This is a genomic window from Microvirga sp. BSC39, from assembly GCF_000739015.1.
Taxonomy (GTDB): domain Bacteria; phylum Pseudomonadota; class Alphaproteobacteria; order Rhizobiales; family Beijerinckiaceae; genus Microvirga.
This window is the reverse complement of sequence record NZ_JPUG01000068.1, coordinates 176,061-191,704: the sequence shown is the minus strand read 5'-3', so window position 1 is coordinate 191,704 and position 15,644 is coordinate 176,061. Positions and strand designations below refer to the sequence as shown.

Genomic DNA, 15,644 nt, shown 5'->3' with positions numbered 1-15,644 from the left:
GGATCCCAAAAGTGCAAATCCACTTTTTGGTCCGATGCTCTAGCGCTGGCAGGGGCTCGGCTTCTGGACGTCGAGGCTCTTCAGCTCGCCCTTGAGGGCGAAGTCGCCGTAATCGAGCCTGAGGTCCCGGCTGATGCCGTTCTCGAAGAGCTCGAAAGAGATCCGGTAAACCGGCGTCCGGTCGCCCTTGCCTTCCTCGAAATAGCTGATGGTGATGGGCCAGCGCGCCAGGGAGGCGAGATCGTCCTTCCGGACGGGCTCCTCCAGGGTGGCCAGGGCCGTTCCGGGTTCGATCCTGCGGCCGATCAACCCGAGGGTGTCGTAAACCTTGTCGCCCTTGTTGGAGCCGTCATAGACCCGGACCGACAGGGTCGTATCGCCCCGGCGCCCGGCCTCGATGAGGCGCTTGAGGTGCTCGGTCGGAAACACCGTCTCGCCGGTGGAGCCGAACGCGGTCTTCTTCGGCTGCTTGAGGTCGACATTGAGCATGCCTTCCGGACTGATCTTCGCGTCGCCGTCGACCTCGCTGTCCTTGATCATGCCCTGGCGGAACGACGTGGACTTGAAGTGCATGGAGCGGCCGTCGCCGGTCTCATAGGTGGCGGTCTGGACGTCCATGGTGTTGGCGCCGGACTCGCTGCTGTTGAGGATCGTCACCTGACGGTACTTGAGGGTGTAGCCGTCACAGGCATCGCCGCCGAATTCCATGGCGATGCGGCCCCTTGCACTCTCGACCCCGTTGGAGCCGCCCGCCCGCAGAAGCGACAGATCATAGACGGCCCGATGGGGCGCGAGTTGAACCGGGGCCTTCGCCGTCTCGGCGGCAGCAGGCATCAGCGAGGCGATGGACAGGCCGAAGGCCGCAACGAACAAACGCATATCTTCTCCCGACGCAACGTCAGGCAAGATAGGCCGCTCCCGCCCACAGGGCAATGTTCCCGCTTGCGTCCTTCCGGCTCATCCGCCACTACTCCGTCCGGATGATGTCACACATCGAGGCCTCCATGAGCAAAGTCGACAAGAAACTTCAGGAACTGGGGATCACCCTGCCCACGCCGGCCGCGCCGGTTGCGAATTACGTGCCGTTCGTCCGAACCGGCAATCTGGTCATCATCTCCGGGCAGCTCTGCCTTGGGCTCGACGGCAAGATGGCCGACGCCCACAAGGGCAAGGTCGGGGCCGAGGTCTCGCCTGAGGTCGGCCAGGAGGCCGCGCGGCTCTGCGCCATCAATCTGCTCGCCCAGCTGAAGGCGGCGGTCGGCGATCTGGACAAGGTCACCCGCTGCGTGCGCCTCGGCGGCTTCATCAACGCGGTGCCCACGTTTGCCGCTCTCGCCCCCGTCATGAACGGCGCCTCGGACCTGATGGTCGAAGTGCTGGGCGATGCCGGCCGGCATGCCCGCTCCACCGTCGGCGTGGCGGAACTGCCGCTCGATGCCTGCGTCGAAGTCGAAGGGATGTTCGAAGTCCAATGAGCATCCCCGGCTGGCTCGTCGCGAAGCCCATTGCCCATCGCGGCCTTCACAACAAGTCCGAGGGTGTCATCGAGAACACGGTCTCGGCTGCGGAAGCCGCCATCGCACGTGGCTTTCCCATCGAGCTCGACGTTCAGCTGACCGCCGACAACGAGGCCATCGTCTTTCACGACTTCGAGCTCGACCGCATCACGGGCGAAACGGGTCTGGTCGCCGAGCGCAAGCTCTCCGATCTCACCCGGATCGGCATCTCGGGTACGATTGGCGGAGACAAGATTCCCTCGTTCAAGGATTACCTCGGCAACATTGCCGGGCGCACGCCGCTGGTCGTCGAGATCAAGAGCCAGTTCAACGAGGACATGCGGCTGACGAAGCGCGTCATCGAAATCCTGAGCGATTACGACGGCCCGTTCGTCATCAAGTCCTTCGATCCGGACATCGTGGCGTATCTGCGCGAGCATGCCCCGAACATCACGCGCGGGTTCATCGGCGAACTGGAATATGCATCCAAGGCTGACAGCTTCCTGACGCCCGAGAAGAAGCACCGGATGGCGAACCTGCTCCATTTCGGGGAGTCGCAGCCGCACTTCCTGTCCTGGCGCGTGAAGGACATTCCTTGCGCCTCCACCCATCTCAGCAGGCTCCTCGGGAACCTGCCCGTCATGACCTGGACGGTGCGGACGCCTGAGGAGCGCGCCCACGCCGAGAAGCACGCAGACCAGATGGTGTTCGAAGGCTTTCTGCCCTGAGACATCCGGTTGTCATCCCCGCGAAGGCGGGGATCCATAACCACGACGCTTCCAAAACATGCTGCTCGGCTAACACGGAGATTATCCTCCAATGTTAGCGGTTATGGATCCCGGGCTCCGCTACGTGGCCCCGGGATGACGGAGAGGTGGCCACAGACTGACGGTTGCAAGGATCTCGCCGAGTGATTAGCTCTTAATCCCTAACGGCGGGGTCCTTCCACTCAGTGAACGTCCAAGTCAAAATTGCCCAGGGCCTGAAGGCCGTTCCTGCCGCCCAGTGGGATGCCTGTGCCCAGGGCACGGGCTCCGGCGACGACGATCCGGTCAATCCCTTCGTGTCTCATGCCTTTCTCTCCGCGCTCGAGGATTCTGCTTGCGTCGGGGCCAAGACCGGCTGGGCGCCGTTGCACGTCCTGGTCGAGGACGAAGCTGAGAGACTTCTGGGTGTTGCGCCCTGCTACCTGAAATCTCATTCCCAGGGCGAATACGTCTTCGACCATTCATGGGCTGACGCCTATTCGCGAGCCGGTGGACGCTACTACCCCAAGCTCCAGGTGGCCGTGCCGTTCACGCCCGCCACCGGCCCTCGCCTCCTTGTGCCGAACGGCCCCCAGGCGGCGGAGACCCGCTCCTATCTCATCGCCGGCCTGCGGGCGTTGCGGGATCAGACCGGTGCCTCGTCCATCCACGCGACCTTCCTGCAGCAGGACGATCTCGAAGCCTTCACGTCCGAGAACTTCCTTCGGCGGGCCGACCAGCAGTTCCACTGGTTCAACGAAGGCTACGGCAGCTTCGACGACTTCCTGGCGGCCCTTGCCTCGCGCAAGCGTAAGGCGATCCGGCGGGAGCGGCGCGACGCGCTTTCCAACGGCATCACGGTCGAATGGGTGACGGGCAAGGACATCACCGAGGCGCACTGGGATGCCTTCTTCGCCTTCTACATGGACACCGGCTCCCGCAAATGGGGCCGCCCCTATCTCAACCGCCTCTTCTTCTCGCTCATCGGCGAGCGCATGGCCGACCGGGTGCTGCTCGTCATGGCCAAACGCGACGGCCGTTACATTGCGGGCGCCATCAACTTCATCGGCGACAAGCGCCTCTATGGGCGCAACTGGGGCTGCATCGAGGATCACCCGTTCCTGCATTTCGAGGTCTGCTACTATCAGGCCATCGCATTCGCCATCGCGCGCGGCCTCGACCGGGTCGAGGCGGGAGCCCAGGGCGAACACAAGCTGGCGCGCGGCTACAGGCCCGTGATCACCTCATCGGCGCACGACATCGCCGATCCCGGGCTGCGCCGGGCCATCGAGGCCTATCTCGAGCAGGAGCGCCTCTACGTATCTGAGGCCGCCGAGGAGCTTGAGGAAGCGACCCCCTTCAAGCATCGGGAAGAGGATTAGGCGCCGGCAGAGGATGCACGCTGCCGCGCGAAGGCGACGAAGCCTGCAAGGAATTTCCGAAGCTGGTCCTCGATCTTTTGATCAGTCAGGCTGCCGTCCTGATTGAAGACTGTTCCGGCCCGCGACACCATCAGGCGACCGTCGGACCAGAAGTCGGCTTTCAGGGTGCGCAGGACCGGGAGCCATGCATTCTGGGACAGAATGGTGCCGAAGCCGCCCGGCGAAGCGCCAATCACGGCCATGGGCTTGTTTCCGAAAACGCGCTTGATGTCCGAGTCCGGACGGGAAAGCCAGTCGATGGCGTTCTTGAACACGCCTGGGATCGAATTGTTGTACTCCGGCGTCACGAGGAGCAGCCCATCTGCAGCCGCGATGGCGTCCTTCAGTGCCGTGACCTTCTTCGGGATTCCCTCGGCCGCTTCCAGGTCGGCATCGTAGAGCGGAATGTCCCGAATGGTCTCCACAATGAGTTCGGAACCCTCCGGCATCATGCCGGCGGCATTGCGAAGAAGGGCGGTGTTGTACGAGGCCTGCCGCAGGCTGCCGGACAGGCCTATCAGTTTCGTCATGGTGCCCTCGTGATCGTCCGAGCCATTGGAGAACGTTCCGCTCCGGGATCGAAACCGCCTCAGGCTAGGACCCGTCAGCGGTGAGGTCAAACCATGACGGTTGGGAAAGCGACATCACCCTTGGACAAGGCACCGACAAGTCGAGGGTGGGTCCTAGAAATCACGGGATAACGGTTCATATGTGTCTTGCCGACATCAACCCCTTCTTCCATCGCGTCGAAACTTCATGGAATTGTCTCCTCCCAGTCTCCTATGCAGCCCGACGGGGACGATTTTCTGCCGTTTCGGATTTCTAACCTCTTGGATGACATCAAGCCCGACCCGCTGGAAGCTCCCGTGATGCAGCACCGTCTCACGCCTCTGCCGGACTTCCTTGCCAATGGCGGCGCCATGGGCGAGCGGGTGCGCCGTCACGACTGGTCGTCGACCCCGATCGGCGCCATCGAGACATGGCCGCACTCCCTGCGCACCGCCGTGAGCATGATGCTCCATTCGAAGTTTCCGACCTTCATGGTTTGGGGACCGGAGCTGACCGCCTTCTATAACGATGCCTACAGGCCAATGCTGGGCACCAAGCCCGAGGCCCTTGGCCGTCCTTTTCGCGAGATCTGGTCGGAAGCCTGGGATGTCATGGGGCCGATTGCGGAGCGGGCTCTCGCCGGCGAGGCCAGCTACTTCGAGGATCTGCCGATTACCCTCCGGCGGAAAGGATATCCGGAGCAGACATGGTGGACCTTCTCCTACAGCCCGGTCCATGACGAGAACGGCGACGTCGGCGGCGTTCTCTGCATCGTGCACGAGACGACCTCGAAGGTCCTGAGCGAGCAGCGGCTCGAGTTTCTTGTCCGCCTGAGCGACCACCTGCGCGGCCTGAACGAGCCCAGCGAAGTCATCACCGCAGCGCAGCAGATGCTGGGCGAGCATCTGAGGGTCAGCCGCGTGGGCTTCGGTGAGGTCGAGGAGACCGCCCGCTACTTCACGACCGAAAGCAACTGGACGGACGGTACGGTGGCCCACCTGACGGGAACCTACGATCTAGCGGCATTCGGCCCGGAGATCCACGAAGCCCTCAGGCGCGGCGATAGCCTGGTCATCCGCGATGCCGCAGAGGACCCGCGCACCAACTCGCCCGACCATCTGGCCACCTTCGCCGCCCTGGAATTCTCAGCTGCCATGACGGTGAGCCTGATCAAGCGCGGGCGCATGGTGGCGGCAATCTACGTGCACAACCGAACGCCCCGATTCTGGACCGAGAGCGAGGCGAAGCTCGTCGAGGATGTGGCGGAGCGCATCTGGGACGCCCTCGAACGCGCCCGTGCGGAGATCGCGCTCCGGGCCAGCGAGGATCGCCTGCGGCTCGCCATCGATGCGGGCCGCATGGCCGTATGGGAGCATGAAACGGCAACGGACCACATTACGGCGAGCCCCGAGCTCAACCGCATCCTCGGATTTCCGGCGGATGCCGAACTGGATATCGCCGAGATCCGGACCCGTTATTATCCGGGGGATCGAGACCGGCTGACCGCCGCCGCGCTGAGCGCCCTCAAGAAGGGAGAGCGGTTCTTCGAGGCCGAGTACCGGTTCTACAGAGTTGACGGGTCGCTGCGCTGGCTCCTGATGCGCGCAGAGATGCTGCTCGGTCCCGACGGGTTTCCGACGAGAACGGTCGGCGTTCTCCTGGACATCACCGATCGCAAGGAAGCCGAGGAGGCTCTGATCGAGAGAGAGGCGGAGCTGATGGCGGCTCTCGAGGCCGGCTCGCTCGCCATCTTCGACTTCGATCACGTCAAGGGAAGGATGAACCCTTCAGCGCGCCTCAGCGAGCTTTACGGCTACCCACCCGATCATGTGCTGACGATTGCGGATATCCGGGCCCGCTATCACCCCGATGATGTCTCGAAGATTATGGACAAGCGCGACAGGGAGCAGGAGGACACCGGCTTCCGCAACTTCGAATGGACGCTCCGCCTCGTGATGCCCGACGGCGCGATCCGGTGGGTGAACGGGCGGGGTGAGTATGTGCGGGACGACAAGGACAGGATCATCAGATCCCGCGGCGTCGTCATGGACATCACCGAGCGCAAGCGGGCCGAAGAGCATCAGCAGCTCCTGATCCATGAGCTGAATCACCGGGTGAAGAACACGCTTGCCACCGTGCAGTCCATCGCCTCTCAGACTCTCCGCAATGCAGGAACCATGGGGGAGGCTCGCTCAGCCATGGAGGCCCGCCTGTTTGCCCTCTCCCGCGCCCACGACGTGCTGACGAGGGAGAACTGGGAGGGCGCCGGCCTCCTCGAGATCGTCCGGGAAGCCATGACGCCCTACCGGCATGAGCGCGAGACGCGCATCCATATGGAAGGGCCGGACGTTCGCCTTTCGCCCCGGATGGCTCTGGCGATTGCCATGGCCCTCCAGGAGCTCGCCACGAACGCGGTGAAGTACGGCGCCCTGTCCAATGAAGCCGGCGAGGTGCGGATTGCCTGGTCGGTCAACGATGCTCCGGAGAAACGCCTGCATCTGACCTGGTCGGAGACCAACGGGCCGGCGGTCGAGATTCCGCAACGCAGGGGCTTCGGCACCCGCCTCATCGAGCGCAGCCTCGCTCAGGATCTCCATGGGAAAGCAACGATCGATTTCGCTCCTGCCGGCGTCGTCTGCACCGTCGACGCTCCGATCACCTAGAGGTTCGAACGCAAAAGTGGGCACCGGTTCTGCGTGGAGAGATGCTCAAAGCCAGAGACGTGAAGCATCGGACGTGGGTCCGATTTCACGTCCGATGCCTTGAGGGCAAACGAAAAGCCGTACCGGAGGTGCCGGTACGGCTTTTCATGAAATCGACTGGAGATCAGGCCCTTAGAGGGTGGCGATAATGGCCTCGATGCCTTCCATGATCGCCGCCGGCGAACTGCCGAGAGCACTCAGGCCCACTTCCAGGAACCAGTAACAGCCAAGGATGATCACCGGCACGAGGATCCATCCGAGGATCTCCTCGAACCAGACGCGTCGGCGACGGCGCTGGTAGCGCTTCTCGCGCCACGAGGCCTTCGCCGGAGCATCCAGGGTGCGGGAGGCCTGCAGCGGCCCCTCGTGAATTTCAGTCGTCATGCTCTAACCAACGGTACCTTCGGAACGGTGCGGACACCTCCGCCACCATTACCATCGGGGCCCTTCGGCTTCACCGACTTTTTTGTCTTCGAAGACGCGGACTTCGCCTTGGGCTTCTTCTTGGCGTTCGTCTCGACCTTCTCGGGCTTCGGCTTCACCGGGCCTTCGACATACTCGAACCCTAGGCTCTGCAGGCCGATCTCGTCGGTCTTGACCACGACCTTGACCGCTCCGCCATCCTTGAGGCGTCCGAAGAGAACCTCGTCGGCGAGGGGCGTCTTGATGGTCGTCTGGATCAGACGGCCCATGGGGCGGGCGCCCATGGCCTCGTCGTAGCCGTGCTCGACCAGCCAGTCGCGGGCCTCGTCCGTGAGCTCGATCGACACGTTGCGGTCGGCGAGCTGGGCATCCAGCTGCATGACGAACTTGTCGACGACCTTCTGGACCACTTCCTTCGGCAGGTGACCGAAGGAGATGATGGCATCGAGGCGGTTGCGGAACTCCGGCGTGAACAGCTTGTTCACGGCCTCGGTGTCGTCACCCTCCCGCTTGGTGCGGGTGAAGCCATAGGCCGGGCGGGCCATGTCGGCGGCGCCCGCATTCGTGGTCATGATGATGATCACGTTGCGGAAATCGACCTGCTTGCCGTTGTGGTCCGTCAGCTTCCCGTGGTCCATGACCTGGAGCAGGATGTTGAACAGGTCCGGGTGAGCCTTCTCGATCTCGTCGAGCAGGAGCACGCAGTGCGGATGCTGGTCGATGCCGTCGGTCAGGAGACCGCCCTGGTCGAAGCCCACATATCCGGGAGGCGCGCCGATCAGGCGGCTGACCGTATGCCGCTCCATGTACTCCGACATGTCGAAGCGCAGGAGTTCGACGCCCAGAGACGTGGCAAGCTGCTTGGCAACCTCGGTCTTGCCGACACCCGTGGGGCCGGCGAAGAGGTAGGAGCCGATGGGCTTTTCCGCGTCGCGCAGGCCGGCGCGGGCCAGCTTGATCGCCGAGGAGAGCGCCTCGATGGCCTTGTCCTGCCCGTAGACGACCCGCTTGAGGGTGTCCTGCAGGTGCGCGAGCACCTCCGCGTCGTCCTTCGACACGGTCTTGGGCGGGATCCGGGCCATGGTGGCGATGGTCGCCTCGATCTCCTTGATGCCGATGGTCTTCTTGCGGCGACCCTCGGGGAGGAGCATCTGCGACGCGCCGGTCTCGTCGATCACGTCGATCGCCTTGTCCGGCAGCTTCCGGTCGTTGATGTAGCGGGCCGACAGCTCCACCGCGGCCTTTACGGCGTCGTTGGTGTACTTGAGCTTGTGGAAGTCCTCGAAATAGGGCTTCAGGCCCTTCACGATCTCGATGGCATCCGGCACGGACGGCTCGTTCACGTCGATCTTCTGGAAGCGACGCACGAGAGCCCGGTCCTTCTCGAAATACTGGCGGTATTCCTTGTAGGTGGTCGAGCCGATGCACCGGAGGCTGCCCTGGGCAAGGGCAGGCTTCAGGAGGTTGGAGGCATCCATGGCACCGCCCGAGGTGGCGCCGGCGCCGATCACCGTATGGATCTCATCGATGAACATGATGGCGTTCGGATGAGCCTCGATCTCCTTCATCACCTGCTTCAGGCGCTCCTCGAAGTCGCCTCGATAGCGGGTGCCGGCGAGCAGCGTGCCCATGTCGAGGGAGAAGACGGTGGCGCCCTTCAGGACCTCCGGCACCTGACCCTGGACGATCTTGCGGGCAAGGCCTTCCGCGATGGCGGTTTTGCCGACGCCGGGATCACCGACGAGGAGCGGGTTGTTCTTCTGGCGGCGGCACAGGACCTGGATGGTGCGCTGGACCTCGGATTCACGGCCGATGAGCGGATCGATCCGGCCTTCCTTCGCCTTCTTGTTGAGATTGACGCAGTAAGCCTCGAGGGCGTCGCCCTTTTTCTTCGCCCGTGCATCGCCCTCTTCCTGAGTCGGACGCTCGTTCGACGACTCCTCCTCGGAACCGCGCGGAGAGCGGCTCTCGGTGAGGCCTGGACGCTTGGCGATGCCGTGGCTGATGTAGTTGACCGCGTCATAGCGGGTCATGTCCTGCTCCTGCAGGAAGTAGGCCGCATGGCTCTCCCGCTCGGCGAAGATGGCGACCAGCACGTTGGCGCCCGTCACTTCATCCCGCCCCGAGGACTGGACATGGATCACCGCCCGCTGGATCACGCGCTGGAAGCCGGCCGTCGGCTTGGAGTCCTGGCGCCCGTCCGCGACGAGGTTGGCGAGTTCGCTGTCGACGTAATCCACCAGGTTGCGGCGGAGGGTGTCGAGATCGACATTGCAGGCCCGCATGACGGCGGCCGCATCCTGGTCGTCGATCAGGGCCAGGAGAAGGTGCTCGAGGGTTGCGTATTCGTGGCGGCGCTCGCCGGCAAGAGCGAGGGCTCGGTGAAGGGCTTGTTCAAGACTGCGAGAAAAGCTCGGCAACGGCTTGTCCTTTATGAGCGGGGCTCGGCTAATTCTTTTCCATTACACATTGCAGAGGGTGCTGGTGCTTCCGGGCGAAATCCATCACCTGGGTGACCTTGGTCTCGGCAATCTCGTAGGTAAAAACTCCACATTCCCCGACGCCGTTCTGGTGGACGTGCAGCATGATCCGGGTCGCATCTTCCCGATTCTTGTTGAAGAAACGCTCCAGCACATGCACCACGAACTCCATCGGGGTGTAATCATCGTTCAAGAGGAGAACGCGGTAAAGGTTCGGCCGTTTCGTGCGCGGCTTGGTTTTCGTGATGATGGCCGTATTGGAGCGCCCACCATCATCGCCTCCGGGATCTCTCCCGGGAGGCTGCGACCCGCCGGCAGCCGAAATCGGAGACTGCCCCGACAGAGTCATAGTACCGTAAGCTAACCGCAACATCGTCGGACGACCGCCCCTTGTTCTCGTCTTGGCCCTGCCGTGGCTCGCATCCCGGTTCGAGCCACACCACAAAGCCAAATCTATAGTCGCTCCATTCAGTTCGCCAGATCAACCAGATGGGTGGTCGCAGCATGGATGAAAAGAGCGACATCTTGGTCACGCCTTCGCGACCGGGGCAAAGGGGCAGCCGAGCCCCGACGCATCCTGCCCAACGCGAAACGCCCGGCACGAGGCCGGGCGCTTCATCCTAAAGGATAGGAGACTGCTTGCCTTAGGCAGCGGTCTTCGACAGGAGGCCTTCGTAGGGCTTCATCGTCTCGGTGGCGAGGTTCGAGTAGAGCGAGCCCATCTTGGTCGACTGGCTGACCAGGTTGTCATAGGCGCCCTTCACGTAGGCCGTCTGGATCTCGACTGCCTTGTCCAGGGTCTGGACGCCGAGCAGCTTCTCGACCGTGGAGGAGGTGTGCTCGAACGACTTGCGGGCGAACTCTGCGGCCTCGGTGGCGATCGCCTGGGAGGTGCTGGAGAAAGCGCCGAGCGCCTTCATGGTGGCATCCAGGTTGTCCTGGCCGAGCTTCTGAATCTGGGTGAACGGCTGAAGCATTGTGAACCTCGACAATAAGGCGTTTAATGATGGTCGGCGCCGCTGAGCAGCTGACGGAACTCTTTATGTGCACTGCACAAAAACTTGTCAAGTTCCATTGTGCATTGCACAACAGACCCCGCGACGGAATCGCCCCTGTTAACCCCCCCGTAACCGCAACCCCTTACCGTCAGAGCATGTGTTGCGCCGGCAACGGTTCCTTGTAGAGAGCCGGGCGCAAGGGCCTAAGAACCAAACGAAACAGGGATTTTTCAGCATGAATTCGGTTTGGACAGGACACCGAAAAGCATGGGCTCTCGTTGGTATCGTCGCGTCATTTGCCATTACGGTTACCTCTCCCGCTGAGGCAGCCCGCCGCAAGGCTCCGGCTGGCGGCGGCTACGGCCCACCCACCGCGTCCATCGTGGTCGATGCCAAGACCGGCAAGATTCTGCAGGGCGAGAATATCGATGCACCTCGTATCCCCGCCTCCATCACGAAGGTCATGAGCCTTTACCTGCTCTTCGAGCAGCTGGAGCGGGGCCGGATGAGCCTCAGCACCCCTCTGACGGTTTCGTCCTATGCCGCCAGCCAGCCGCCGACCAAGCTCGGCCTGCGCCCCGGTTCGACCATCGAGGTCGACGATGCCATCAAGGCAATGGTGACTCTCTCGGCCAACGACGTCTCCGTCGTGGTGGCCGAGAACATCGCCGGGTCGGAAGAGGCCTTTGCCCAGATGATGACCCGCAAGGCCAGGGAGCTCGGCATGAGCTCCACCGCCTTCTACAACCCGCACGGCCTTCCGAACGATCCGCCGAACATCACCACCGCGCGCGACCTGTCGGTGCTCGGTCGTGCGATCCAGGACCGCTTCCCGAAATACTTCGCCTATTTCGAGACCCGCTCCTTCCAGTACGGCAAGCGCACGATCCGCGGCCATAACCGCCTCCTGGGCAAGGTCGAGGGCGTGGACGGCATCAAGACCGGCTATACACGCCTGTCCGGCTTCAATCTGCTGACCTCGGTCAACACCGCCAGCCGCAGCATCGTGGCCGTGGTGCTCGGCGGCCGTTCCGGCGCGTCCCGCGACCAGAAGATGGCTGGCCTGATCGACGATCATCTGCCCCGCGCCTATGCCGGCGCCCGCATCGCCCCGCCGGTGGTCGAAGGCTCGGCCCAGCCCACCATGGTGGCCGAGGCTCCCGCTCCCCGTCCGGTCGAGCCGGCTCCCGTCCAGGCTCCGGTTAGGGTCGCGTCTGCCAGCCCGGAGGCGCCGATGGCCCAGGCGACGACGCCCCAACCCGCCCCCGATCGCAAGCCGCTTGACCTGAACACCCTGCGTCCCGTGGTGGCATCCGCCACGGGCGCAAGCTCCACCACGACCCCCTCCTCCACCTCCTCGGTGCGCTGGCAGAAGGGCCAGGAGCCGCTGCCCCTGAACGCCCAAGCCTATGCCGCGCTGCCCCAGCAGGCTGCTGCCCCGGCCCAGATCCCGGCGTCGCAGAAGGCTGCCCTCGTGGCGAAGATCGAGGCGAAGCCTGTCGAGGCGGCGCCTGCCGCCCAGGCCCCGACGAAGACCGCTTCGCTCAAGGTCGAAGCCCCCGAGCCGAAGAAGGTCGAGCGTCCGGCCGTGACGGGCTGGGTGATCCAGCTCGGCGCCACGGATGACGAGTCCAAGGCCAAGGAGATGCTCGATACCGCCCGCAGCCGCTTCGGCAAGCTGCTCGGCAAAGCCTCTCCCTTCACGGAAAAGGTGACTGTCGACGGCAGCACTCTCTATCGCGCCCGCTTCTCCGGCTTCTCGGAGTCGGACGATGCTGCGAAGACCTGCAAGCAGCTCAAGAAGAGCGGCGTGAACTGCTTCGCCTCCCGCGGCTGAGACAGAGTTGAAGAACCCTGAGACGGTGCGTGTGCTTCCGCCGTCTCAGCTAAGACCACCGGATCGCGCGTGGAGTATCAGCGATGTCGGCCCAGCAGGACTTCTCTCGCCTCGTTGACGCGAGCCGCGAGGTACGCCGTCCCCCCGTGATCGGGATGGAGCCTCTTCATCAAGGTCCGATGCGCTTTTCGGACCTCGTCGAGGCTCGCACCCGGCTGAAGCCCCAGGATCTGATAGGCTTCTTCTTTCGTCATTACGCCAGACTGCGCATGAGTGCGCGTCCGCGTGTCACGATCTCCCTGAGCGTTTTCACGCCAGCCGGTAAACCGGCGATCAAGATACGCCTCTAGGAGGGGGACACCCTGCGGGTCGTGGGCACTGCACTCGTCGTGGAGGCGGCGCAGGCTCCCCGGATCGAGGCTGGAGAGACGCCTTCCCGCAAAGGCCCCAACCAGAACGCTGCCCTCGACCGCGCCGGTGGCATGGTCGATCTCCATCTCGATCATGGCCGAGCGGATGCGGGAAAAGCGGCCGGACTGGGGCTGAAACCGGCTCCAAGGTCCAGGGAGATTGAGGACGTTCCATCCCAACGCCCACGCGCCGAGCCCACCGATGAGCAGGGCAAGGCCGGGCTGGCCTTTGATGCCCACCCATACGGCCGCGCCGATGGCGGCGACTCCGCCTATGGTTCTGACGGCCTTCGCCAGCGCCTTCGGGTCGGTGCGCGTGTAAGTCTTGCCCAGCCACCACAGAAGGGCGACTGCAGCGATTCCGAAAAGAAGCATCATGGTTTTACGTCCCCATCCCAACATGTGGGCCGGGATGGGTCGGATGTAAATCGCCGCCTTGAAGAATGCGGCGGCAGCAGACTCAGGCCGGGCGCGCCGGAATGGTGAGACCGCGCTGAACCGCCGGACGGGCCAAGCCCCGCTCCAGCCATGCCGGCACCCGCTTGAGGCTGTCGAACTCGACCAGTTCGCCCGCGCCGTAGAAGCCGATCAGGTTTCGAACCCAACCCAGCAGGGAGATGTCGGCGATGGTGTAGTCACCGCCCATGATCCAGTCATGACCCTCGAGCCGGGTCTCCAGCACGCCCAGCAGGCGCTTGGATTCGTTGCGGTATCGCTCCAGAGGCCGCTTGTCCTCGATCTCGCGGCCGGCGAACTTATGGAAGAAGCCGAGCTGGCCGAACATCGGGCCGACCGAGGCCATCTGGAAGAACACCCACTGGATGGTCTCGTAGCGGCGCGCTGGGTCGGAGGGCAGAAGCTGGCCTGTCTTCTCGGCGAGGTAGAGGAGGATGGCGCCGGACTCGAACAAGCCGAAGGGTTTGCCGTCCGGTCCATCGGGATCGATGATGGCCGGGATCTTGCCGTTCGGGTTCAGGGACAGGTATTCCGGCCCCCAGGTCTCGTTTTCACCGATGTTGATGAAGTGCGGCTCGTAAGCGAGCCCGATCTCCTCCAGCATGATGGAGACCTTCACGCCGTTCGGCGTGGGTGTGGAATAAAGCTGGATGCGGTCGGGATGCTGGGCCGGCCAGCGGCTGATAATCGGGAAGGCGGAGAGATCGGCCATGGGAACTCCATCATCGACGTGAGTCGTGGTGGAGCGATGCTAAAGCATCGGACCCAAAAGTGGACTTGCACTTTTGGGATCCATCCGATGCTTTCTTGTGAATGAGAGCATCGTGCGGAAAACCGGCTCCACTTTTCCGCACGATGCTCTAGAGGGGCGACAGCGGCTTGCAACCGCGAAGCCGCTGCCTGCCGATCAAGTTTCAGTGCAGAAGACGAGCCGTGCCGCGCTGGCTCTCGCGTTCCCAGGCCTGGACGACGATGCCGTTAATGCCTGAATCGTGAAGCCTGTCGCTCAAATCGATGAAGTGGCGCTCGGTGGCTTCCACATCGAACTCGATCTGCTCGTCCTCCGACTGCTCCAGCTCGCAGGCCGCGTAGCGCTCATAAGCCGCCGACATTTCTGCATAGGCGAACGCAACCGGCAGGGTGCGGAAGATGGTGGAGAATTCTTCATCCAGCTCCCCGGTCGTCAGGTCGCGCATTTGGACGAGATAGCCGTCGTCATGCTCACAGACCTCGTAACGCCAGTGCCGGCCTTCGGATGCACACATCAGCATCGGAACCTCCACTCAACTGAACTGCTGAGCCAATGCGAATCGCGGCAGCGAGGTTCCAGGAAGATCCCCAGCAAAAAAGTCTAACGGCGAAGCCCGTATTCCGCCCGGACGCGGCCGCTGATCCGCACCTGCGTGCCGTTACCCAGATCGATGAAGCCCTGCTCCGCCCTGATGCCATTGCGCCTTTCCGCCTTTGAACGGCTTGCGAGGGGCTCCTCGCAGCCAGGCGGAAGCCTCACCTCCATGCCAGGCGGCAGGTGCGGCGTGCGGCACTCTTTCGCAAGCGCCGAGCCGGCTGAGGCAATCAGCAGCAGGGACAAGATGATCGAGAGCTTCATCGCAACGCCTCCACGGATTCACATAAGTTAGAGAAGGCCGAGTTCGGCAAGCTCCCGGCGCATGTCCTCGGGCATCTTGGCAAGGTCTCCTGCGCTTCCATCGATATCACGCGGGGCATCCTTCGCAACGAGATACCGCCAGCCCTGAAACGGCCGACAGGGCCTCGGCTCTACGGCGACCACCTTCGGCTCCAGCACCAACCGGCAGCGCCCGATGCCGTCGCCGTCCGTGAAGGGGCGGACGTCGAGAAGCGTCTGCCGGGCTGCCACATGGCCCTTGATAACCCAGTACAGCGAACCGCCGCCCAGAAGCTCTTCCATGCGCTTCGGCACCATGCGGGTCGTATGCGTCTGCTCATAGTCGCGTCCAAGCCGGCGATGGAGCGAGCGGTTTTCCTCGATCCACTGCTCAAGATCGGTGATCGAGTCGCAGCCGACGCACAGTTTGATCAGGTGAAGTGCCATGTCTGCTTTCAACCATGCGCATCGCGGATCGGACATCCGGCGATGCGCCGCA

The 15,644-nt window shown here is 63.4% G+C and carries 16 protein-coding genes; 5 read left to right on the top strand and 11 right to left on the bottom strand.

The features are described from left to right. Positions 1 to 39: 39 nt before the first annotated feature. Positions 40 to 879, bottom strand: a complete 840-nt coding sequence (locus MA07_RS16780; protein ID WP_036353339.1) for a cell envelope integrity EipB family protein — start codon at positions 877 to 879, stop codon at positions 40 to 42. Between the two features lie 125 nt (positions 880 to 1,004). Between MA07_RS16780 and MA07_RS16775 the strand changes: the two genes are divergently transcribed. The 3 genes from MA07_RS16775 (at position 1,005) to MA07_RS16765 (ending at position 3,624) form a co-directional block, all read left to right on the top strand. Then, positions 1,005 to 1,475, top strand: a complete 471-nt coding sequence (locus tag MA07_RS16775) for a RidA family protein (protein WP_036353649.1) — start codon at positions 1,005 to 1,007, stop codon at positions 1,473 to 1,475. Then, positions 1,472 to 2,224 (top strand): glycerophosphodiester phosphodiesterase family protein, encoded by a 753-nt coding sequence (locus MA07_RS16770; RefSeq protein WP_036353337.1) that lies wholly within the window; start codon positions 1,472 to 1,474, stop codon positions 2,222 to 2,224. The genes MA07_RS16775 and MA07_RS16770 overlap by 4 nt, the downstream gene beginning before the upstream one ends. A gap of 224 nt (positions 2,225 to 2,448) precedes the next feature. Continuing rightward, positions 2,449 to 3,624: a GNAT family N-acetyltransferase gene (locus MA07_RS16765; RefSeq protein ID WP_036353335.1), complete on the top strand. Its 1,176-nt coding sequence runs from the start codon at positions 2,449 to 2,451 to the stop codon at positions 3,622 to 3,624. Here the strand turns inward: MA07_RS16765 and MA07_RS16760 are convergent. Continuing rightward, positions 3,621 to 4,193 carry an NADPH-dependent FMN reductase gene (locus tag MA07_RS16760; protein WP_036353333.1) on the bottom strand — a complete coding sequence of 191 codons (573 nt, stop codon included), beginning with the start codon at positions 4,191 to 4,193 and terminating at the stop codon, positions 3,621 to 3,623. The genes MA07_RS16765 and MA07_RS16760 overlap by 4 nt on opposite strands. 300 nt (positions 4,194 to 4,493) lie before the next feature. On the opposite strand from MA07_RS16760, the gene MA07_RS27910 reads away from it, so the two are divergent. Next, a complete protein-coding gene (locus MA07_RS27910) occupies positions 4,494 to 6,875 on the top strand; it encodes an HWE histidine kinase domain-containing protein (protein WP_160195446.1) in 2,382 nt (793 codons plus the stop codon). Positions 6,876 to 7,046: 171 nt separating this feature from the next. On the opposite strand, the gene MA07_RS16750 is transcribed toward MA07_RS27910, so the two are convergent. The 4 genes from MA07_RS16750 to MA07_RS16735 form a co-directional block, all read right to left on the bottom strand. After that, positions 7,047 to 7,298: a hypothetical protein gene (locus MA07_RS16750; RefSeq protein ID WP_036353330.1), complete on the bottom strand. Its 252-nt coding sequence runs from the start codon at positions 7,296 to 7,298 to the stop codon at positions 7,047 to 7,049. Then, positions 7,295 to 9,757, bottom strand: a complete 2,463-nt coding sequence (gene clpA, locus MA07_RS16745) for an ATP-dependent Clp protease ATP-binding subunit ClpA (RefSeq protein WP_036353327.1) — start codon at positions 9,755 to 9,757, stop codon at positions 7,295 to 7,297. Before clpA ends, MA07_RS16750 begins: the two co-directional genes overlap by 4 nt. Positions 9,758 to 9,785: 28 nt before the next feature. Next, a complete protein-coding gene (clpS, locus tag MA07_RS16740) occupies positions 9,786 to 10,190 on the bottom strand; it encodes an ATP-dependent Clp protease adapter ClpS (protein ID WP_036353324.1) in 405 nt (134 codons plus the stop codon). A 271-nt stretch (positions 10,191 to 10,461) separates the two neighbouring features. Further along, positions 10,462 to 10,794 carry a phasin family protein gene (locus MA07_RS16735; protein WP_036353321.1) on the bottom strand — a complete coding sequence of 111 codons (333 nt, stop codon included), beginning with the start codon at positions 10,792 to 10,794 and terminating at the stop codon, positions 10,462 to 10,464. A 256-nt stretch (positions 10,795 to 11,050) separates the two neighbouring features. Between MA07_RS16735 and MA07_RS16730 the strand changes: the two genes are divergently transcribed. Next, positions 11,051 to 12,652, top strand: coding sequence for a D-alanyl-D-alanine carboxypeptidase (locus MA07_RS16730; RefSeq protein WP_036353317.1), 1,602 nt, complete (start codon positions 11,051 to 11,053; stop codon positions 12,650 to 12,652). A gap of 77 nt (positions 12,653 to 12,729) precedes the next feature. Here the strand turns inward: MA07_RS16730 and MA07_RS16725 are convergent, their stop codons facing one another. The 5 genes from MA07_RS16725 to MA07_RS16705 all read right to left on the bottom strand — a co-directional run bounded on the left by MA07_RS16725 (position 12,730) and on the right by MA07_RS16705 (position 15,592). Next, positions 12,730 to 13,440: a DnaJ domain-containing protein gene (locus MA07_RS16725; RefSeq protein ID WP_036353643.1), complete on the bottom strand. Its 711-nt coding sequence runs from the start codon at positions 13,438 to 13,440 to the stop codon at positions 12,730 to 12,732. A gap of 82 nt (positions 13,441 to 13,522) precedes the next feature. Continuing rightward, positions 13,523 to 14,230: a glutathione S-transferase N-terminal domain-containing protein gene (locus tag MA07_RS16720; RefSeq protein ID WP_036353314.1), complete on the bottom strand. Its 708-nt coding sequence runs from the start codon at positions 14,228 to 14,230 to the stop codon at positions 13,523 to 13,525. Positions 14,231 to 14,432: 202 nt separating this feature from the next. Continuing rightward, positions 14,433 to 14,789, bottom strand: coding sequence for a hypothetical protein (locus MA07_RS16715; RefSeq protein WP_036353310.1), 357 nt, complete (start codon positions 14,787 to 14,789; stop codon positions 14,433 to 14,435). An 80-nt stretch (positions 14,790 to 14,869) separates the two neighbouring features. After that, the gene (locus MA07_RS16710; protein WP_036353306.1) at positions 14,870 to 15,127 is read right to left on the bottom strand and encodes a hypothetical protein; all 258 of its coding nucleotides are present in this window, start codon (positions 15,125 to 15,127) and stop codon (positions 14,870 to 14,872) included. A gap of 27 nt (positions 15,128 to 15,154) precedes the next feature. Further along, positions 15,155 to 15,592, bottom strand: a complete 438-nt coding sequence (locus MA07_RS16705) for a DUF1489 domain-containing protein (RefSeq protein ID WP_036353303.1) — start codon at positions 15,590 to 15,592, stop codon at positions 15,155 to 15,157. Between the last annotated feature and the right edge of the window lie 52 nt (positions 15,593 to 15,644).